Origin of the sequence: Pseudomonas sp. BRM28, from assembly GCF_002939405.1 — a bacterium.
Classification (GTDB): Bacteria; Pseudomonadota; Gammaproteobacteria; order Pseudomonadales; family Pseudomonadaceae; genus Aquipseudomonas; species Aquipseudomonas palmensis.
This window is the reverse complement of the sequence record NZ_PEFV01000001.1, coordinates 2533789-2552881: the sequence shown is the minus strand read 5'-3', so window position 1 is coordinate 2552881 and position 19093 is coordinate 2533789. Positions and strand designations below refer to the sequence as shown.

At 64.8% G+C, this 19093-nt stretch carries 19 protein-coding genes; 7 read left to right on the top strand and 12 right to left on the bottom strand.

Features of this window, described 5'->3' with window-relative positions; genetic code table 11:
- The first annotated feature begins 61 nt into the window (after positions 1–61).
- Positions 62–649, top strand: coding sequence for a TetR/AcrR family transcriptional regulator (locus CR917_RS12185; protein ID WP_104572348.1), 588 nt, complete (start codon positions 62–64; stop codon positions 647–649).
- A gap of 48 nt (positions 650–697) precedes the next feature.
- Here CR917_RS12185 and CR917_RS12180 read toward each other — a convergent pair whose 3' ends face one another.
- Genes CR917_RS12180 through CR917_RS12165 form a run of 4 tightly spaced genes read right to left on the bottom strand, consistent with a single transcriptional unit; the run spans position 698 to position 6825 of the window.
- Positions 698–1183, bottom strand: coding sequence for a DUF2165 family protein (locus tag CR917_RS12180; protein ID WP_104572347.1), 486 nt, complete (start codon positions 1181–1183; stop codon positions 698–700).
- A 13-nt stretch (positions 1184–1196) separates the two neighbouring features.
- Positions 1197–2633 (bottom strand): efflux transporter outer membrane subunit, encoded by a 1437-nt coding sequence (locus CR917_RS12175; protein ID WP_104572346.1) that lies wholly within the window; start codon positions 2631–2633, stop codon positions 1197–1199.
- Positions 2630–5731 carry a MexW/MexI family multidrug efflux RND transporter permease subunit gene (locus CR917_RS12170; protein ID WP_043861391.1) on the bottom strand — a complete coding sequence of 1034 codons (3102 nt, stop codon included), beginning with the start codon at positions 5729–5731 and terminating at the stop codon, positions 2630–2632. The genes CR917_RS12175 and CR917_RS12170 overlap by 4 nt, the downstream gene beginning before the upstream one ends.
- Entirely contained in the window at positions 5728–6825 is a 1098-nt protein-coding gene (locus CR917_RS12165; RefSeq protein ID WP_104572345.1) for an efflux RND transporter periplasmic adaptor subunit, read from the bottom strand. The genes CR917_RS12170 and CR917_RS12165 overlap by 4 nt, the downstream gene beginning before the upstream one ends.
- Positions 6826–6980: 155 nt before the next feature.
- Here CR917_RS12165 and soxR point away from each other — a divergent pair, with 155 nt between their 5' ends.
- A complete protein-coding gene (soxR, locus tag CR917_RS12160) occupies positions 6981–7433 on the top strand; it encodes a redox-sensitive transcriptional activator SoxR (protein ID WP_054914623.1) in 453 nt (150 codons plus the stop codon).
- Between the two features lie 410 nt (positions 7434–7843).
- A complete protein-coding gene (locus CR917_RS27285) occupies positions 7844–8011 on the top strand; it encodes a hypothetical protein (RefSeq protein ID WP_158255587.1) in 168 nt (55 codons plus the stop codon).
- On the opposite strand, the gene CR917_RS12155 is transcribed toward CR917_RS27285, so the two are convergent.
- Positions 7999–8799 carry an aminoglycoside phosphotransferase family protein gene (locus CR917_RS12155; protein WP_104572344.1) on the bottom strand — a complete coding sequence of 267 codons (801 nt, stop codon included), beginning with the start codon at positions 8797–8799 and terminating at the stop codon, positions 7999–8001. The two genes, CR917_RS27285 and CR917_RS12155, sit on opposite strands and share 13 nt — an antisense overlap.
- Complete coding sequence (locus CR917_RS12150; RefSeq protein WP_104572343.1) at positions 8792–9406, bottom strand: hypothetical protein; 615 nt, start codon at positions 9404–9406, stop codon at positions 8792–8794. The genes CR917_RS12155 and CR917_RS12150 overlap by 8 nt, the downstream gene beginning before the upstream one ends.
- A gap of 217 nt (positions 9407–9623) precedes the next feature.
- On the opposite strand from CR917_RS12150, the gene CR917_RS12145 reads away from it, so the two are divergent.
- Positions 9624–10313 (top strand): B3/4 domain-containing protein, encoded by a 690-nt coding sequence (locus tag CR917_RS12145; protein WP_104572342.1) that lies wholly within the window; start codon positions 9624–9626, stop codon positions 10311–10313.
- 17 nt (positions 10314–10330) lie between these two features.
- Here CR917_RS12145 and CR917_RS12140 read toward each other — a convergent pair whose 3' ends face one another.
- The 4 genes from CR917_RS12140 to CR917_RS12125 form a co-directional block, all read right to left on the bottom strand.
- Positions 10331–10816 (bottom strand): ATP-binding protein, encoded by a 486-nt coding sequence (locus CR917_RS12140; RefSeq protein WP_043861400.1) that lies wholly within the window; start codon positions 10814–10816, stop codon positions 10331–10333.
- 69 nt (positions 10817–10885) lie between these two features.
- The gene (locus CR917_RS12135) at positions 10886–11317 is read right to left on the bottom strand and encodes a carboxymuconolactone decarboxylase family protein (RefSeq protein WP_043861401.1); all 432 of its coding nucleotides are present in this window, start codon (positions 11315–11317) and stop codon (positions 10886–10888) included.
- Between the two features lie 27 nt (positions 11318–11344).
- Positions 11345–11965 carry an FMN-dependent NADH-azoreductase gene (locus tag CR917_RS12130; RefSeq protein WP_104572341.1) on the bottom strand — a complete coding sequence of 207 codons (621 nt, stop codon included), beginning with the start codon at positions 11963–11965 and terminating at the stop codon, positions 11345–11347.
- Complete coding sequence (locus CR917_RS12125; RefSeq protein ID WP_104572340.1) at positions 11962–12408, bottom strand: GNAT family N-acetyltransferase; 447 nt, start codon at positions 12406–12408, stop codon at positions 11962–11964. The genes CR917_RS12130 and CR917_RS12125 overlap by 4 nt, the downstream gene beginning before the upstream one ends.
- A gap of 89 nt (positions 12409–12497) precedes the next feature.
- Here CR917_RS12125 and CR917_RS12120 point away from each other — a divergent pair, with 89 nt between their 5' ends.
- Together CR917_RS12120 and CR917_RS12115 are read left to right on the top strand one after the other, a co-directional pair.
- Positions 12498–13895, top strand: coding sequence for a PLP-dependent aminotransferase family protein (locus tag CR917_RS12120; protein ID WP_104572339.1), 1398 nt, complete (start codon positions 12498–12500; stop codon positions 13893–13895).
- A 95-nt stretch (positions 13896–13990) separates the two neighbouring features.
- Positions 13991–14860, top strand: a complete 870-nt coding sequence (locus CR917_RS12115) for a GyrI-like domain-containing protein (RefSeq protein WP_104572338.1) — start codon at positions 13991–13993, stop codon at positions 14858–14860.
- 124 nt (positions 14861–14984) lie between these two features.
- On the opposite strand, the gene CR917_RS12110 is transcribed toward CR917_RS12115, so the two are convergent.
- Both CR917_RS12110 and CR917_RS12105 read right to left on the bottom strand, forming a co-directional pair.
- Entirely contained in the window at positions 14985–15932 is a 948-nt protein-coding gene (locus tag CR917_RS12110; protein ID WP_104573160.1) for a FecR domain-containing protein, read from the bottom strand.
- Positions 15929–16444, bottom strand: a complete 516-nt coding sequence (locus CR917_RS12105) for a sigma-70 family RNA polymerase sigma factor (RefSeq protein ID WP_043861406.1) — start codon at positions 16442–16444, stop codon at positions 15929–15931. The genes CR917_RS12110 and CR917_RS12105 overlap by 4 nt, the downstream gene beginning before the upstream one ends.
- Before the next feature lie 187 nt (positions 16445–16631).
- Between CR917_RS12105 and CR917_RS12100 the strand changes: the two genes are divergently transcribed.
- Positions 16632–19079: a TonB-dependent receptor gene (locus tag CR917_RS12100; protein ID WP_256589660.1), complete on the top strand. Its 2448-nt coding sequence runs from the start codon at positions 16632–16634 to the stop codon at positions 19077–19079.
- The last annotated feature ends 14 nt before the right edge of the window (positions 19080–19093 follow it).

Genomic DNA, 19093 nt, shown 5'->3' with positions numbered 1-19093 from the left:
CGTATATTCATACGCACCGAATGTAAATAATCATACGCACCGTATGTAAGGAGACACGCCCATGGCTCGCCGCACCCGTGCCGAAATGGAAGAAACCCGCGCCACCTTGCTCGCCACCGCCCGCAGCGTGTTCAGCGAACGCGGCTATGCCGATACCTCGATGGATGACCTGACCGCCCAGGCCGGGCTGACCCGCGGCGCGTTGTATCACCACTTCGGCGACAAGCAGGGGCTGCTGGCGGCCGTGGTGGCGTCGATCGACGCCGAGCTGGATGCACGCCTGCAGGCGCTCTCCGACACTGCCCGCACGCCCTGGGAAGGCTTTCGCCAGCGGTGCCGGGCCTATCTGGAAATGGCGCTGGAGCCGGATTACCAGCGCATCGTGCTGCGCGATGCCCCAGCCGTGCTGGGGGGCACCTCGACGGACGCGCAACGCCATTGCATCGCGTCGATCCAGGCACTGCTGGAACGGTTGATCGAACAAGGCGTGGTGGCCGAGGCCGACCCGCAGGCCCTGGCCTCGCTGGTCTACGGCAGCCTGGCCGAGGCTGCGGTGTGGATCGCCCAGGGTGATGACGGCGATGCGCGACTGGCGCGCAGCACCGGCGCACTGGAACTGCTGCTGCGCGGGCTGCTGGCCAAACCATAGGGCATCAAGGCCACGCGAGGGTGGCCCGATTGGGGTGACAGCGGCGCACTAGCCCCACTGCAGGTTGAACACCATGAAGCTCAGCACCACCCACACCACCAGCGCCAGGTGAGTGAGCTGCAGGCCCTCCTGGCGTATCCAGTAGCCGAACCACAGCCCCCCGAGCAGCATGGCGAAAAGAAAGCCCAGGGCTGCGCTAAGCGCCAGGTTCAACCAGGGCCGGGCTGCGTCCAGGCCGCTGCCCAGCAGCAGGTGGTACCAGCCCGCCCAGGCGGCCAGCACCGCCCCCGCCTGCAGCAGCACGACGACCATCAATGCCGCCCTATGCACAGCGGGCGAGTGAATGGCCCGCGAGCACAGGGGCAGGTCGATCGCCGGTGCCTGGCGCAGGGGCGCCATCGACAGCGTGCCCCCGACGGCCGCCGCCGAACTGGCAAAGGCCTGCAGGTTGTTGACCAGGGCGATGCTCAACCACAGGGTGAACCCTGCGGCCAGTACCATCTGAAACATCAGCAGTGAAGTTGCAGTATCCACGAAGCGGTCCTCATCAGTTGTTCAGGGTGTTTGCGCTAAGCGTCCTGCCGGCAGGCGCGCGCCAGGCCAGGGCCTTGTACAGGTCCACGGCGTTGCCATAGGAGGCGGCCTGTGCCCGCGCGATGTCCTGGCGCAGGCGCAACAGGTCGCGCTGGCTGTCCTTGACCGCCAGGTAGCTGCCCGAACCTGCGCCATAGCGCTGCTGGGCGATGGCGAACGCCGCCTCGCCATGCCGCGCCGCCTGCACCAGGCCGAGCAGGTGGCGCTGGTGCTCGGCCAACTGCGTGACTGCGCCCTCCACCTCTTCCACCGCCACCAGCAGCACCTGTTCGAAGTGCGCCGCCTCGCCCTGGGCCAGCGCCTGGGTACCGCGCAGGCGCGCCCGCACCGAGCCCAGGTTGAACGCTGGCCAGGTCAGGCCGGGCGTCAGCTCGAACGCCCGCGCCGCACTGCCCAGGTCGCCGTCACGCAAGGCAAAGAAGCCGATGAACCCACCCAGGTTCAAACGTGGGTACAGGTCGGCAGTGGCAGCGCCCACATCCTGCACACGGGCAGCCAGCAGCCGTTCGGCCTGGACCACATCGGGCCGGTTGCGGATCAGCTGATCCACATCCCCCAGTGGCAGCTGGCGCGCCAATGGCATCGGCGGCATGTCACCCAGCGCGATGGCAAAGCTGCCGGGGCGCTGGCCTGTGAGCACCTGCAGCCGGTACAGGCGCCGCTGCAACTGGCTGCGCAGTGGCGCCACAGTCGATTGCGCCAGCAGCAGGTTGCTCTGCGCGCTCTCCAGCGCTTCGGGCAGGCCGGCGCCGGCGTGCAACTGCGCCTGGGTCAACTGCACGGTCTCCTGCCAGCTGCGCACCGCTTCTTCGGCCAGCAGCCCTTGCTGGCGTAGCCCCTGGGCCTCGAAGTAGGCCTGGGCCACCTGGGCCGCGATGCTCAACTGCACCTGTTCCAGGTCGGCCGCGGAGGCCTGCGCACGGGATTGGGCGGCGCGCTCCAGGTGATCGAGGCGGCCGAACAGGTCAAGCTCCCACTGCAGGTCCAGCCCCGCCCGCCACGATTCGGACAGGCTGCGGGCCGGCGGCTGCCCCTGCCTGGCCTGCTGCGCCAGGCTGCGCTGGTAGCTCGCGCTGCTGGTCACCGTCGGCAGGCGCTCCAGCGCCTGTTCATCCACATGGGCACGGGCCAGCAACAGGCTGGCATGCGCCTGCTCGATGGCGTGGTTGTGGGCCAGGGCGTTAGCGATCAGGCGTTCCAGCTGCGGGTCGTCGAAAAAGGTCCACCAGGCTGACGTCGGCTGCACCGGCGTCGCAGCGAAGGCCTGCGCCTGCGGGCTGACCACATGAATGGGCGCCACCTCGGGGGCGTGATACTGCGGCCCGACGCTGCAGGCGGCCTGCAACGCCACGGCGCCCAGCAACAGCGGATAACGGCTGAACCCCTTCATGGCCTTGCCTCCCTGTGCCCAAGCGCAAGGCCCTGCTCGGCCTCCTCCAATTGCTGCTTGCGCGGGCTGTGCACGCGATGGTCACGGGCCAGCCAGGCATACACCGTGGGCAGCACGAACAAGGTGAACAGCGTGCCTATCAACATGCCGCAGACAATGACCACACCCAGGCCGAAACGGCTGTTGGCACCGGCGCCGCTGGCGAACAGCAGCGGCATCACGCCGAAGGTCATCGCGGCGGTGGTCATCAGTACCGGGCGCAGGCGAATCTGCGCGGCGCGGATGATCGCCCCGGCACGGTCGAGGTTCTCGCGCAGCTGGATCTCGTTGGCGAACTCCACCATCAGAATGCCGTGCTTGCTGATCAGCCCGATCAGGGTCACCAGCCCGATCTGCGTGTAGATATTCAGGGTGGCCCAGCCCAGTGCGAGCGGCAACAGTGCGCCGCAGATCGACAGCGGCACGGTGACCAGGATGATCAGCGGGTCCACCAGGCTTTCGTACTGGGCCGCGAGCACCAGGTAGATGACCACCATCGCGGCGAGAAACGCCAGCACCAGCGCATTGCCTTCCTGCACGTACTGGCGCGACTCGGACTGCCAGTCATGGCTGAACTCCGGCGGCAGTTCGCTGGCCAGTTGCTGCAGAAACGCCACCGCCTGCCCCTGGGAAACCCCCGGTGCCGGGATGGCCTGCAGCGTGCTCGCATTCTGCTGGTCGAACTGCAGCAGCCGGTTGGGCTCGACCGTCATCTGCAGCCGCACCACGGCAGACAACGGCACCAGTTGCCCCGCTTCGCTGCGCACATACTGGCGCTCTAGCGCCTGGGGCGTCAGGCGCTGATCCTGGGTGCTCTGCGGGATCACGTCATACGAGCGGCCATACAGCGCGAAGCGGTTGATGTACTGCTCGCCCACCAGCACGGCCAGGGAGTCGCCGAGGGCCTGCATGCCGATGCCCAGGCTGGCGGCCTTGGCGCGGTCGACCGTCACCTTGACCACCGGGTTGTTGTAGTCCAGGTCGCTGTCCACCACCGCGAACAGGCCGCTGTCGCGGGCACGCTGCTTGAGGGTTTCCATGGTCTGGTACAGCACCGGGTAGTCCTGCGCGCTGCGCAGCACCATCTGCACCGGCAGGCCACCGCTGGAGCCTGGCAGCGAGGCCACCTGGAAGGCAAAGATGCTGCTGCCCTCCACTTCGCTCACGGCCTGCTGCAGGTCGGCCTGGACCTGATCGGCCGAGCGCTCGCGGGCCTGCCACAGGCTGAGGTTGATGCCGCCGAAGCTGCTGGCCGGCCCGTCGGTGCCGTTGATGATCCAGGTGTCGGTGGTTTCAGGCAGGCTGTGCATCACCTGGTCGAGCTTGCTGGCGAAGCGCTCGGCATAGTCGAGGCTGGCGTACTGCGGCGACTTGATGGCGGTGAGCACGGCGGCCTGGTCTTCGGGTGGCGCCAGCTCGCGTTGCGGCTGCAGGTACAGCCACGGCAGGCTCAGGCACACCAGCAAGGCGACGCCGCCGCTGACCCAGCGACGCGACAGCGAGTGCGCCAGTGCCCGCCCGTAGGCGCTGGCCAGCCCGCCGAACACCTTCTCGGCAAGCCTGGCCATGCGCCCCTCCTGCTGGCCGGGCTTGAGCAGCAGCGAGCTCATCACCGGCGACAGGGTCAGGGCCACCACCCCCGAGACGATCACCGCCCCGGCCAGGGTCAGGGCGAACTCGCGAAATAGCGTGCCGGTGAGCCCGCCGATCAGGCCGATGGGGGCATACACGGCGGCCAGCGTGAGGGTCATGGCGATCACCGGCCCGGCGATCTCGCGGGCACCGACCAGCGCGGCGGCCACCGGCGTCTGGCCCTCCTCGATATGGCGGTGCACGTTCTCCACCACCACGATCGCGTCGTCCACCACCAGCCCGATGGCCAGCACCATCGCCAGCAGGGTCAGCAGGTTGAGGCTGAAGCCGAACGCCAGCATCAGCCCGGCCGCGCCGAGCATCGACAGCGGGATCGCCAGCACCGGGATGGCCACGCTGCGCAACGAGCCCAGGCACAGCCAGATCACCAGCACCACGATCACGATCGCCTCGACCAGCGTGTGCAGCACTTCCTGGATCGAGGCCTCGATAAAGCGTGCAGTCTCGTAGGCCAGCGCCACGTTGACCCCTGGCGGCAGGGTCTGCTGGATCTGCGGCAGCAGCTTGCGAATGCCGTCGACGATCACCAGCGGGTTGCCCGCAGGCGTCGGGAACAGGCCCAGGTGCACCGCCGGGCGGCCATCCATGGTGGCGCTTGTCTGGGTGGCCGCGGCGCCCAGTTCGACCGTGCCCACATCGCGCAGGCGCACCAGCGCCGTGCCGTCATTGCGAATCACCAGGTCGCGAAAGGCCTCGACACTGGTCAGGTCGGTATCGATGCGTATGTCGGCCAGCACGAACTGGCCGCGTACCTGCCCGGGCGTGGCCTGGTAGTTGTTGCTGCGCACGGCATCGGCCACCTCGGCGGCGGTCACGCCGCGCCCGGCCATGCGTTCGCTGTCCAGCCACAGGCGCATGGCCAGGGTCTGGCCACCGAAGGTCTGGATCTTGGCCACGCCGTCGATGCCGGAAAGCTGCGGCTCGACCACCCGCGACAGGTAGTCGCTGAGTTCGGGAATCGACAGCGTGTCGCTGGCAAAGCCCACATAGGCCACGGCGGTGGAATCCCCGGCCGACAGCTCGACCACCGGGTCGTAGGCCTTGTCCGGCAGGCGGTAGCGCACCTGGTTGACCTTGGCCATGGTCTCGCTCAGCGCCTGGGTCGAGTCGCGGTTCAGCTCCATGCGCAGGGTCACCAGGCTGCGGCCCTGCACCGACGACGAAGACAGGTAGTCGATGCCTTCCACCGACGACACCGCCTGGGTGATCGGCTGGGTCACGAAGCCCTGCATCAGTTCGGCCGATGCACCCGGGTATTCGGTGCTGACGGTAATGGTGGCGGTTTCCAGTAACGGATACTGGCGGATGGGCAGCTTGCCCAGGGCGAACAGGCCGGCCAGCACGATCAGGCTGCTGACCACCAGGGCCAGCACCGGGCGACGCACAAAACTGTCGGTGAACCTCATGAGGCGTCGCCCCCGTCGGCGTTGTGCAGCGTGTCATTGGCCACCTGCTCCACCTGCATGCCGTCACTGAGCTTGAGCTGGCCCGAGACCACCACGCGGTCGCCCGCCTTGAGCCCGGAGGTGACTTCCACCTGGCCCTTCCAGCGCTCGCCGGTGGTCACCTGCACGCGGTGCACGCTCAGGCCGCGTTCCGGGTCGTGGGTGGCGATGAACACGGTCTGGCCGTAGGCGGTGTAGGTGATGGCGGTTTCCGGCACGGCCATCACCCGGGTCGGCTGCGCCGCCGCGAGCTGCACGCTGGCGTACATGCCGGCCTGCAACTGCCCGTCCGGGTTGGCCAGGGTGGCCTGCACCCATACTGCGCGCGCCTTGCCCACCATCGGGTCGATGGCGTTGATACGCGCCGCAAAGGCCTTTTGCGGCAGTGCATCCACCGCCAGGGCGGCGGTCTGCCCCACCTGCAAGCCCGGGGCGGCATGCTCGGCCAGCGAGAAGTTCACCCGCAGTTGCGTGGCGTCCACCAGGCTGGCCACGGCGTCACCGGCATTCAGGTACTGGCCTTGATGCACGCGACGGATGCCCAGCTTGCCGGCAAAGGGGGCCCGGATCGCCTTCTGCGCAATCCGTGCATCGACCTGCTGCAGTTCGCCCTCGGCCATCTGCACGGCGGCGGTGGCATTGTCGAGTTGCTCCTGGGTAGTGACATTGGCGGTGCGCAGCTTGCCGATGCGCTGATGCAGGGTGCGGGCATTGCGCAGCTGTGCGCTCAGGCGCACCCGGTCGGCCTGCTCGGGGGCATCGTTGAGCTGCACCAGCAGTTGCCCGGCCTTGACCCTTTGCCCCGACTCGAAGGCGATGCGCGTGATGCGCCCGGTGGTTTCTGCGGCCACCTGCACCTGGTGGGCGGCTTCCAGTTCGCCGGCGGCGAAGGTCTGGCGGGGCGCCTCACGCGAGGTGACGGTGGCCAGCGCGACCTTGGTCACCGGCCACGCCGCAGTGGCGTGCGCCGTCGAGTCCTTTCTGGTCAGCAGCATGACGACGGCCAGCACGCACACAACAGCGGCGCCCCCTCCCAACAGCATCCTCTTGCCCATCTTTGCTCCGCTCATCGGTGTGGTGTGTTCGCTGCACAGCGCATCCCGTGCCGACGGCTGGCATCGGCACGGCAAAGCGGTTGCAGGAAAGATCGGGCCGGACTATAAAACCTCAACTTAACTTGAGGTCAACACACGTGGCGGCAGAAAAGACGATGGATGGTGCGCGCTCGCTCACCATCGGCGAGGTGGCCAGGCGCAGTGGCGTGCCGATTTCCACCTTGCACTTCTACGAGTCCAAGGGGTTGATCGCCAGCACGCGCAATGCCGGCAACCAGCGGCGATTTCCGGCGTTGGTGCTGCGCAGCATCGCGATCATCAAGGTGGCGCAGCGCACCGGGATTCCGCTGGAAGAGATCAAGCATGCGATGAGCCGCTACCCGCCCAACAGCAAATTGACGGCGGCGCAGTGGGGTGAGATGTCATCGGCCTGGCGCGAGAACCTGAATGCGCGCATCCGGACGCTGGAGGCATTGAGGGATAGCCTGGACAACTGCATCGGTTGTGGCTGCCTGTCGCTGGATGATTGCCCGTTGCGCAACCCGGGGGATGCGCTGGGGCAGGATGGACCGGGGCCGAGGATTCTGGAAGGGGCTGCCGAGGGTTAGGCGCGAGGGTTGCGGGTGGTCTGGCTGATGCACCGTGCACGCAGGTTCTGCGACCGCTTCGCGCTCGTTCGCCAGCAATGCTGGCTCCTACAGCCGTGTGGCTTCTGCCCGGAGGGCGTAGGAGCGGGCCTTGCCCCGCGAACTGGCGCGCAGCGCCAGCAAAACCTGCGAACGCGATCTGGCTGATGCACCGCACACGCAGGTTTTGCGACCGCTTCGCGCTCGTTCGCCAGCAATGCTGGCTCCTACAGCACTGGGGCTTCTGCCCGGAGGGCGTAGGAGCGGGCCTTGCCCCGCGAACCGGCTGATGCACCGCGCACGCAGGTTCTACGACCGCTTCGCGCTCGTTCGCCAGCAATGCTGGCTCCTACAGCCCTGTGGCTTCTGCCCGGAGGGCGTAGGAGCGGGCCTTGCCCCGCGAACTGGCGCGCAGCGCCAGCAAAACCTGCAAACGCGATCTGGCTGATGCATCGCGCACGATCGTCGGCCAGCAGCAGCCCACCTGCACGCCTGTGGTTTCAAACGGAGCGACAGCGCTCCATCAATCGACCCGCATGGAGCGCAGTCACTCCATATAACCAAGCCCCGCTGCGGCCAGTTTCGCCACCTCAAGGGTGCCGCCCGGCGGTTGATGGTCTTCGAGCAGCCAGCTGACCGACAGGCCCGTCCACGCGAGCACCCACTGCAACAACCGACGAGGTTCCATGCCGCTGGCCTTGGCGACGATCTCGACCCGGTGCGCGAAGCGCCCCGGTACCAGCGCCTGCTCACCATCGGGATTGCAGAAAATGTTCGCGTAATCGAAGCCCCGCTCGCCATACAGCCCCTTGGGGTCGATGGCGAGCCAGCCGGCTGCGCCGAAATCGAGCACGTTGCCGTGGTGGATGTCGCCATGCAGTACCCCCACATCGCGCGGCGCAGCCAGCAGTTCGCGGGCGGTGCTGGCGCAGTGCAGCAGAACACCGCCGTGCCTGTCGGCCCCGTGCCACAACCCCTCGAACCACTGCTCCAGTGGCACCAGGGCGGGCATGGGCGTGGCGCGCGGTGCATGCAGGCGGGCGGCAACCGCGCAAAGAATGCGCGTGGCCTGCTCGTCGTGCCCGTCCTTGACCATCTGCGTCAGTGCATCCGTACCTTGCGCGCGCACCATAAGAAGGGCTTGACCGTCGTGAGCCAGTACCGGCGCTGCCCCCTCGCCCTGCCACCACGCCATGAGCAGGCTCCCCGCCTGTTCTTCGGCAACGTGCGAAATCTTCAGCATGGCTGGCCTGCCCTGCTGGCGCACCGGCAGCAGGGTGCCGTTCAGCGAGTCGAACGGCTCGCCATCGACAGTCAGTTGCCAGCGCTTGAGATAGTCGTCAAACATGCCGTGGCCTGGGTAGCGAGGCGATCATCTGGTCAAAGGCCTCCAGCGCATAGCGCCCTTCCAGGCGCTGCAACGTGGGCAACTGCGCGGGCAAACCGAATTGCACCCTGCAGGGCAGTACATGCTCGATGGCGCCGTACCAGTTCAGCACTGCTTCCTGCAGGCGCACGTGCAGCTCGAACCTGCTGCGCCGACGCGTGCTGTCGGCCCGGGCCCGCTCCCGTGCCAGCTGCGGGTCGATGCGCGCAACCAGGTAGGCGTCGGCAAAGCCGATGCGCCCTTGCGCGAAGGTCTGGCGGGTGGCGTCCAGTTCCACCTGCCAGTCGCGCTCACTGGCCTCGCCGATCTGCCAAAGGCTCCAGATGTAATGCAGCTTGAGCGGGTCGCTGTCGCATACGGCCCGCGAATGGCGCTGCTCCATGGCCAGCGCCGCCTGCCAGCGATCGACGTTGCGTTCGGCCCAGAACGCAGCCGCCCCGAGCGGATCTGCCGCGCGATCGGGCTCGTTCTCAAAACGCCCGTTTTCGGCAATCAACTGTTGCTCGGCGTGACTTGTGCACCAGGTGGTCTTGCCACTGGCGCTGATACCTTCGACTACCACAATCATTGCAACTGCCACTCCGTTGAACAGGGCTTGCTGCAAAGCCCAAAACCGGCCGACATCATACAAGCCGCCGAGCGTGTGCAATACACAGGTGCGTGCACCACCCCATCTGCAGGATAAGAAGAACTGATAAGGCATGAGGCCTAATCATTGGATCTGATAAGGCTCACCGTTCAAGAATGCGCACCTGTTCTGCTCCCCCTGCCTTCTGGAGAAATACATGTCGTTTGTCGTGCCTGTTCTTGACCCGCAGATTGCAGAGATAGCACCTGGGTTCCGTGCCATGAGCATCTGCGTCAAAGCCACGCCGATCACCCGGCCCGAGGTGGCGACCAACGCCCTGACGCAGGCCTGTGAGGCGGTCACAGCCGGCGCCCCGGACTGGGCAGAGGCGCACCTTGCGGCATGGGCACACACCTTCCGGCTGTTCGGCGCCAAGCCGCAGCGCACGCCGTGCTCGGCCGAGGCACTGCGCAAGCGCGTGCTGCGCGACGCCGTGCTGCCGAGCATCGACCCCATTGTCGACCTGTACAACGCCATCAGCCTCAGGTTCGCCGTGCCGGTCGGCGGCGAGAATTTCGCTGCCTACATAGGTGTGCCGCATTTGACCGTTGCCACCGGTACGGAGCTGTTCGACACCATCAAGGACGGCAGCGCCGCCAACGAATCGCCCGACAAGGGTGAAGTGATCTGGCGCGACGACCTGGGTGTGACGTGTCGGCGCTGGAACTGGCGCCAGGGAACCCGAACGCGCCTGGACGCCGATGCAGAACAGATGTGGTTCATCCTCGAAAGCCTGCCTGCAATGCCCCTGGAGGCACTGCAAGCCGCGGCTGACGAACTGGGCACCGGACTTTTGCAGATGATGCCGGGTGCCACGATCGACCGGCAGTTGATCGAACTCTACTGAGTTGCGCGCGCCGAGGGTCAGAGCCGGTGAACGCTGATCTTGACCCCCTCCTCGGGGTCGGGCACCCGAAAGTGGCTGGTGATCAGATCGAACTCGGCGTCGGTCGCGGCGAACTCATGCTCGGCGCGGCCGTTGCGAAGGTGCAGCCTGGCCCGGCAAGTCTCATCGCTTGCCTCGATGTAGTGAACGCAGTGCGGCACCTGTGCGGCGTCGGCCAGGGCGCGCAGCCATTGGCGATCGGCAGGCGTGTTGGCCGGAAAGTCCAGCACCACGCTGGTGCCCGCCCTGAGCATGTCGGTAACCAGCGGCCCCATCACCGCCCGCACCTGGCGGGCAAGGCGCACGTAGTCGGCCACCGAGTGGATCTGCTGCGGGTACAGCCTGGAGAGCCAGTGATCCTCGCTCAGCAAGATCGCCGCGTGTTCGGTTGCCAGGGCCTTGGCCAGTGTCGACTTGCCGGAGGCGATCTTGCCGCACATCAGATGAAGCGTCGGGGTGACCATGGCGTTGTCCTGATTGATGAACCGCCATGATGCCGTGCCGGCGCTTGCACCCACAACAGTAGAACGCGCTCAGAGGTTCATGCCGATGGCCAGCCGGTTGAACGCATTCATCAACGCCACCGCCAAGGTCAGGTCGGAAATCTCGACGTCGGAAAAATGGGCTTTCAAGGGCTCGTACAACGCATCGGGGGCGCCCTTTTCGCTGACGTGGGTCAGCGTCTCGGCCCAGGCCAGTGCGGCGCGCTCGCGCTCGTTGAACAGCCCACTGATGCGCCAGCCGGCCAGGCAATCGAGCTTGGCTTGCGCCACCTCGCTGTCACGCAGGGTTTGCGAATGCTTGCCCAGGCAGAAGGCGCAGCCGTTGATCTGCGAAATGCGCAGGTACACCAGTTCGATCAATGGCAGGCCCAGGGAACTGGCGGCCAGTGCGTTGTTGGTGGCGAGCAGGCCTTGGTAGGCCTCAGGCGACAGGGAAGCGAACGGCAGTCTGAGTTGGCTCATGGTGAAACTCCAGTGAAGTGAAAGGGATCAGGCGCAAACCTGTGGGTTGAACAAGGGCTCCAGCGCCAGGCGCGCGCGGCCGGCGTCGATTGCGCTACGCACCGCCTGCTCGCTGCCCACCAGGCCCTGCAGGTAGGTGAAGTGCAGGTCGAACAGCCCGAGGGTGTTGAGTACATGGCGCAGGTACGGCGTGAGAAAGTCCGGTTGGCGCGCCGCCTCGCCCTGGTGAATGCCACCGGAGCCCACCAGTACGTACACCGGGCGGTCGCGCAGCAAACCGACCTTGCCCTGCGGGCCGGCACTGAAGGTGCGGTGAATGCGCAGCACGTAGTCGATCCACAGCTTGAGCGCGGCCGGCAGCATGAAGTTGTGCATGGGCGTTGCAATCAGCAGCACATCGCTGCGCTCCAGTTCCTGGATCAACGCCTCGGACACCGCGAAAGTGGGTGCGTCGAATGGCGTGCGGGTGGTCAGGGCGCGGGCGTAATCGGTATCGAGCGGGGGCAGCGGGCTCGCGCCCAGATCACGCTCGATCAGTTGCAGCTCGGGGTGGCGCCGGCGCAAGGTGGCGACCAGCTCCAGCGCCAGTTGATTGGCATGGGACACCGCCCCCTGCGGGCTGGCGTTGAGCAGCAGTACGTTGTTCATTGCGGGCTCCCCGGCTTAAGGCTCTGGGTGAAGTGCATGCCACGGGCCAGCAGCCCCTGGCGAAAATAGAAGCGCTGGGCCAGCGGCATGTGCAGGCCGGTATCCAGCACGAAGTGATCGCAACCGCGCTGCAGCGCCTCGTCACGCACGGCGCTCAGCAACTGCGCGCCCAGGCCGCCGCGTTGCAGGTCGGGGCTTACCACCAGGTCATCGACATAGATGAAGCGCCCGTACAACAGGTTTTCCAGCGGACGGTAGCCTGCCAGGCCCACCACCTGTTCACCCTCCCATGCTGCCAGCAAGCGATAGCCTTGGGCGGCCTGGCGCTGCAGCTGCGCCACATAGTCGGCCAGGTCAGTGAGGTGCGGGCGCAGTACACGCATCAGTTCAAAGCTGGCTTCAAAGGCTGCGTGGCTTTCGAGGTGTTGAAGGGTGTAGGCCATGGTCGTCGTCCGCTTTTCAAGAGCGCCCACTTTAAGCAAGCAATGGCTTAAGCTACAGGGCCGAAAAATGAATAAACGACTAGGCCAAGATGCTTTCCTTCGAACTGGACCGCAGCCAGCAGGCGCCGATCTATCGCCAGCTCTACCAGCGCTTTCGCGAATCCATCGCCGACGGCCGCCTGCGCCCAGGTGATCGCGTACCGGCCGTTCGTGCCCTGGCCGCCGAGCTGAACCTGGCGCGGGGCACCGTGGAGGCGGCCTACCAGTTGTTGATCGGCGAAGGCTACCTGATGGCGCGCGGCGCCGCCGGCACGGTGGTCACCCCGCAACTGACCCCGGTTGCCCCACCCCAGCTAGGCCCTGGCGTATCCGCCAGCACCTACCCGACCACCCATTCCGGCGAGCTGCCACTGCCCTTGCAGATGGGCCTGCCGGCCCTGGACGCCTTCCCGCGCAAGCTGTGGACGCGGCTGGCCGGCCGGCAACTGCGTCAAGGCGGCCTGGAAAGCCTGGTGTACCCGGACCCACGCGGCCACGCACCGCTACGGGCGGCGATTGCCACGTACCTGGGCATCTCGCGGGGCATCACCTGCCGCCCCGAGCAGGTGTTCGTGTGCGCCGGCTATCGCGCCTGCCTCGACCTGATTTGCCATACGCTGATGCAGCCCGGCGACCGCTGCTGGCTCGAGGAACCCGGCTACTTCATGGCCCGCAACGCCCTGCAGGAAGCCGGCGCGCAGCTGGTGCCCGTCAGCGTGGACGACCAGGGCCTGGATGTGGAACAGGGCATCGCCCGCGCGGTGGATGCGCGCTTTGCCGTGGTCACCCCCACCCACCAGAGCCCGCTGGGCGTGTCGCTGTCGCTGCCGCGCCGGCTGGCGCTGCTGGCGTGGGCCAACCGGCAAGGCAGCTGGATCATCGAGGACGACTACGACAGCGAATACCGTTATCGCGGCAAGCCCCTGCCCGCCCTCAAGAGCCTCGACCAGCAGGGCCGCGTGCTCTACACCGGCACCTTCAGCAAGGTGCTGTTCCCCGGCTTGCGTCTGGCCTACCTGGTGGTGCCGGCACAGCAGTGCGAGGCCTTCGCCCGCCAGGCCGACCGGCTGCACAACCACTGCCCTCACCTGCTGCAGGCCACCGTGGCGGCGTTTATCAACGAAGGCCACTTTGCGCGGCACCTGAACAAGATGCGCAATCTGTACGCCCGGCGCCGGCAATGGCTGATCGAGGCATTGCAGCAGCAGTTGGGCGAGCGTTTGCTGATCGATACCCAGGCAGGCGGCATGCACCTGGTAGCCGGTTTGCCCGGCGTGGACGATGTAGAACTGGCCAAGCGCGCACGGGCCGCCGGGCTGGCGGTGGAGCCGCTATCGCAGTGGTACCTGGCAGGTGCGCCCAGACACGGGCTGGTAATGGGGTTTACCAATGTTGCCAGTGCACAGCAGGCGGCGATGGTGGCGCGGGAACTGGCTCGGCTTGCATAGGGGCAGCAACCCCTATCAGAGCAAACCCGGCTAGGCACGACGAGGGGGCAAAGGCGGATGCTATTGCTCACCGCATCTTCAGGAGGTTTTGTTCGGTGACCGACTCAAGCAACAGCCATGCCTACGCAAAACGGTTCGACGCCGTACTCGCCTATATCGATACCTGCCTCGAGGGCGATCTCTCGGTAAGTGCACTGAGCCGCGTCGCCAACTTCTCGGTGTTTCATTTTCACCGGCAATTCACGGCGTATGTAGGCGTGCCGGTTGCACAGTATGTGCAGTTGATGAGGCTTCGGCGCGCTGCGCATCAACTGGTCGGTTCACCGGGTCAGTCCGTGCTGGAGACAGCACTGGGTGCTGGCTTCGAAAGCCCCGAGGCCTTTTCAAGGGCGTTCAGGCGCGCCTTTGGCATGGCGCCGAGTGCGTTCGCCAAGGCACCGAGCTGGCAGGTCTGGAATGCGGTCTTCGTTGTCCCTCACTTTTCCAGGAGTATCACCATGCAGATCCGTACCGTAGCGTTCGCCGAAACCCGCGTGGCGGCGCTTGAACATTGCGGGGCGCCCGGCCTCGTCAGTCAAAGCGTCAGTCGTTTTCGTCAATGGCGCATGCAGAGCGGTCAGTCGCCAGTAGCCGTGAGCCGCTCGTTTGGCATCCCCTATGACAATCCCGATACCACGCCCGCAGAGGCCTTCAGGTTCGCGATTTGCGGCGAGATAGACGAGGCCGTGCTGCCCAACGAATTCGGCGTGCATGAACGGGTCATCCCTGCAGGGCGTTGCGCCGTGATTCGCCATACGGGGTCGCCTGACTACATCGGAGAATCCATCTACCCGCTTTACCGCGACTGGCTACCCTCCAGTAACGAAGAGCTACGCGATCACCCGTTGTTCTTCCATTACCTGAGCGTGTTTCCCGAAACACCGCAGGATCAATGGCAGACGGATATCTACGTTCCGTTGAAATAGGCGAAGCTGGCGTGTGAAACGGGTTGCCGCTCGGTGGGTGAGTTGCTGGCCGAGCGGCAGTGGTGCCAAAAGCGGACCGTGCGAGCCGATGTCTGAGCCACCGGCCTTCGAAAGTCGTAAATCATCAAACCGGCAGGATGCGCGTCCAGTAACGGGTAATCTGCTGGATTCGGATGGGTAACGAACGGGCGATAGTGTTCAATGTCAGCTCGATGTTGCCAAGCGAATACGAGCCCGACACCCGCAAGTGGCTGACCTCCGAGGCGCAGCCCAGATAGCCGGGGCAATAGCGCTGCAACTCGTTGATGAGTGTATCCAGCCTCCAGCCCTCCACTACCAGCCGCCCCTGAGCCCAGGCCTCTTCGCCTTTTTTCAACGGCTGCGTGGCAAACAGTCGCTGACGATCAAGTGTCACCGATTGCCCTTGCTCGATCACGACCTCGCCTTCAGCCTGCTCAGGACGGACCGCAACGGCATGCTGGTAGACGCTGAGGCGTGTCAGCCCGTCGAGTTGGCGCACGGCGAAGCGAGTGCCCAATGCGCGCAGATCACCCTGTGCACTGCGCACCAGCAACGGACGTGAGTCCTTGCCGGTGGTTACATGGACCTCCCCCGCCCGAAGCACCAGCAAGCGCGTGCTGGCATTGAACAGTACATCCAGCGCGGTATCGGTATCCAATACCAGCAGGGTGCCGTCGGCAAGAGCCGCTTGGCGCTGTTCTCCGGTGCGCGTTCTGAGGTCGGCCATCCATCTGGGCGCAACGTCATATCCCTGCCATGCCAATGAACTGGCGCCGGCGCCCAGCAACAGCCCCTTGAGTAGCGTGCGGCGATTCGGGCCGCTTTCGCGCAGCGTGGACTTTTCCATGACGTTCCAGGCCAACTGCTGCGGCATGCCGCCCAGGCGCGCCTGCAATTCGGTCAACTGCTGCCATGCCCATTCATGCTCCGCCCTCCGGCAGTGCCAGCGTTGCCACTGCGTGCGCAGCGCCGCGTCTTCAGGGTTCGCGCACAGCTGCGCGAACCACTGCGCCGCATGGCGAAGTGCTTGGCGCTGGGCGTCGGTGGTCACCACGGATTGTCCACCAGGTACAGGAGGCAGCGTTCGGTGGCCCGGGCCATGTACTTGGTTACCGAGCTGGCGGACACCTGCAGGTGCTCGGCGATTTGAGGGTAGGTCAGCCCTTGCACTTGCGACAACAGGAACGCTGTTTTGGCCTTCACGCCCAGGCCGTCAAGCATGCGATCCAGCTCCAGAAGTGTCTGGAGCAACGAAAGCTGTTCTTCGGCAGAAATCTCGAACGACTCGGGCTGCGCGGCGAGCACTTCCAGATAGGCACGCTCCACCGACTGACGGCGAAAACTGTCGATCATTACCCGCTTGGCGATGGTTACCAGAAAATGCCGAGGTTCATTGAGCATGGCCGCCCGGGGCTCACGGCGCTCGGCGAGCAGCACGCGAACAAAGGTGTCCTGGGCGAAGTCTGCCGCCGCCTGCGAACACCCGGTGCGCTTGCGCAGCCAACTGATGAGCCAGGGTTGATGGTCGTTGTAGAGGGTCGCGATAAGGTTGCCAGACGGCATATCCAGGCCAAACAGTGAATAAGAATTAATCGCAATATAGTGAAATGATGGCCTGAGAGCAATCGACTTCTGGCCGTGAAAATCAGGCCAGGAAAAAATTTCGAAACGCGTTGTCACTTTCCTCTCGGCTACGCGACTCCTTTTGCAGACACCTCACAAAATGCCAACAACCGCATCAGGAGTAAGCATGCAGCATCCCCTTCCAGGCTTCTGCACCGCCACGTTGAACACCCCAAGCGCGCTATGCCTTGCCCTACTTGGCGCATCGTTGTTGATGGCCACTCCAGCACTTGGCCACGCTGCTGAAGGCCAGGTAACAGCCCGTACGCTGCATCAGCAGGAATTTGCCATTGAAGCCGGGGCGCTGGCCACTGTGCTGAACAGCTTTGCCACCGAAGCAGGCGTGGTGCTGTCGTTCGACAACGGGCTGACCGAAGGCAAACAGAGCCGGGGCATCAATGGCCGCTACAGCATCGACCAGGGCTTTGCCGTGTTGCTGAGCGGGTCCGGGTTGCAGGCGGTTGCAGGTGGGGACAACAGCTATGTGCTGCTGCCGGTTGCACCGTCGGGTTCATTGCAACTGGACGCGACCAACGTGACAGGCTCGGGGCTGGGCGCCATCACCGAGGACTCGGGGTCGTACACCACAGGTAACACCACCACAGCGACGCGGATGAATCTCTCGCTGCGCGAAACGCCGCAGTCGATCAGCGTCGTCACGCGTCAGCAGATGGACGACCAGAACATGCAGTCCCTGGAAGACGTTGCAAGGGCAGCCACGGGCATCAGCACGGTCAAGGGGTTCGGCACTGAGCGTCCGCTTTACTACTCGCGAGGGTTCCAGGTCGACGACCTGCAATTCGACGGCCTGCCGAGCAGCGTCACGGAAAGCTTCTCGATGGACGTCATGTCGGTGAACAACATGGCCATGTATGACCGGGTGGAGATTGTCCGAGGCGCAAACGGCCTGATGCAAGGGGCAGGTAATCCGTCTGCGGCCATCAACATGGTTCGCAAGCGACCGACACGTGAATACCGGCTCAAGGCAGAGATCGGTGCTGGCTCGTGGGACAACTACCGCACGCAACTCGACGTTGGCGGCCCCTTGAACGCAGAGGGCACCGTGCGTGGCCGTACGGTCCTGATGTACAACAGTCGAAACAGCTATCAGGACTACGCTGACAAGGACAACCAACTGTTCTACGCCATCGGCGAAGTCGACCTGAATGACTCGACCACGGTTGCAGTGGGGGCGTCCTTCCAGCAGGACAACAGTGGCGGCTACGATTGGGGCGGTTTGCCTACCCACCTGGATGGCAGCTCATACAACTTCTCGCGATCGAAGTCGTTCGCTGGAAAGTGGGCGTACCTGGACAAGATCAACCGCAACGTCTTTGCCGATATCAAGCACAGCTTCAATGAGGACTGGAACCTCACCGTCGCCACCAACCTGATTTGGTCCAATTCGGATTTTCTCGCTCAGGTTGGGTACCACACCAAGGACACCGACTCGACGATGCAGTACTGGCCGAACAGCGCCCGCTACGATGATGAACAGATCAATCTCGACGCGGCGCTCAACGGTGCGTTCAACCTGCTGGGGCGCAAGCACGAGGTGGTGATCGGTACCAACTTGCGGCGTGACAGGCTGCAATACGTCACAGGCTCGTCCAGCGTGAACCCTATCGTCGACATTCTGGACTTCGATACCTCGACATTCCCGAAACCGCAGATAGTCGGCAGCCTGACGCCCAGTCGACATGTGCGCAAGGACAAGGGGATCTATGCAGCCACTCGCCTGAACCCATTCGATGATCTGCACGTGATCCTGGGCAGCCGCTTGAGTTGGGTCGACTACGACACCCAGGGCCCGTGGGAGACGGACCGCTTCAGGGAAAACCGCAAGATCATCCCCTATGGCGGCATCGTCTACGACGTCAATGACACTACCTCGGTGTATGCCAGCTATACCGAGATCTACAAGATGCAGAGCAACTACAGCGTCGACAACAAACTGCTCGAACCCACAACGGGCAGCAACTACGAAGTGGGCGTAAAAAACGAACTGTTCGATGGCAGGCTCAATACCTCCCTGGCTCTGTTCCAGGTGGATCAGACAGGCCTTGCGCAGGTCGTGCCCGAGGCTGGGCGCGTGTGTGGGCCCACGCGCGATTCGCGGTGCTACACCGAGGGCGCCAAAGTACGAAACCGCGGGTTCGATGCCGAGGTCTCGGGCGAGTTGATGCCCGGGTGGAATGCCTCCATGGGCTACACCTACAGCCATCCAAAATACGTGGCGGGTAGCAGGAAGGGTGACACCTATGGCACAGAGAACTCGCCACAGCGACTGTTCAAGGCCGCCACCACCTACCAGTTGCCAGGTAGCCTGGACCAATGGCGAGTCGGGACCAGCGTGTACCATCAGAGCAAGCTGTACCTGAACAGTATTTCGCAGAGTGCCTACAACCTTGTGGACTTGAATGCCAACTTCCGGATCGACCAGAACCTGAGCGTTCAGTTGAACCTCAACAACGTTTTCGACGAGAAGTACTACACCGCGATTTTCAGCCAGGACACCGGAAACTATTACGGCGAACCCCGCAACTTTGCCGTCACGCTGCGCTACGAGAACTAGCCGTGAGCAGTGGT

Coding starts and splice junctions, on each gene's coding strand:
- CR917_RS12185 (WP_104572348.1), top strand. CDS start 62: ATGGCTCGCCGCACCCGTGCCGAAATGGAAGAAACCCGCGCCACCTTG.
- CR917_RS12175 (WP_104572346.1), bottom strand. CDS start 2,633: ATGAAGGGGTTCAGCCGTTATCCGCTGTTGCTGGGCGCCGTGGCGTTG.
- CR917_RS12170 (WP_043861391.1), bottom strand. CDS start 5,731: ATGAGGTTCACCGACAGTTTTGTGCGTCGCCCGGTGCTGGCCCTGGTG.
- CR917_RS12165 (WP_104572345.1), bottom strand. CDS start 6,825: ATGGGCAAGAGGATGCTGTTGGGAGGGGGCGCCGCTGTTGTGTGCGTG.
- soxR (WP_054914623.1), top strand. CDS start 6,981: ATGGATGGTGCGCGCTCGCTCACCATCGGCGAGGTGGCCAGGCGCAGT.
- CR917_RS12155 (WP_104572344.1), bottom strand. CDS start 8,799: ATGTTTGACGACTATCTCAAGCGCTGGCAACTGACTGTCGATGGCGAG.
- CR917_RS12150 (WP_104572343.1), bottom strand. CDS start 9,406: ATGATTGTGGTAGTCGAAGGTATCAGCGCCAGTGGCAAGACCACCTGG.
- CR917_RS12145 (WP_104572342.1), top strand. CDS start 9,624: ATGTCGTTTGTCGTGCCTGTTCTTGACCCGCAGATTGCAGAGATAGCA.
- CR917_RS12140 (WP_043861400.1), bottom strand. CDS start 10,816: ATGGTCACCCCGACGCTTCATCTGATGTGCGGCAAGATCGCCTCCGGC.
- CR917_RS12135 (WP_043861401.1), bottom strand. CDS start 11,317: ATGAGCCAACTCAGACTGCCGTTCGCTTCCCTGTCGCCTGAGGCCTAC.
- CR917_RS12130 (WP_104572341.1), bottom strand. CDS start 11,965: ATGAACAACGTACTGCTGCTCAACGCCAGCCCGCAGGGGGCGGTGTCC.
- CR917_RS12125 (WP_104572340.1), bottom strand. CDS start 12,408: ATGGCCTACACCCTTCAACACCTCGAAAGCCACGCAGCCTTTGAAGCC.
- CR917_RS12120 (WP_104572339.1), top strand. CDS start 12,498: ATGCTTTCCTTCGAACTGGACCGCAGCCAGCAGGCGCCGATCTATCGC.
- CR917_RS12105 (WP_043861406.1), bottom strand. CDS start 16,444: ATGCCGTCTGGCAACCTTATCGCGACCCTCTACAACGACCATCAACCC.
- CR917_RS12100 (WP_256589660.1), top strand. CDS start 16,632: ATGCAGCATCCCCTTCCAGGCTTCTGCACCGCCACGTTGAACACCCCA.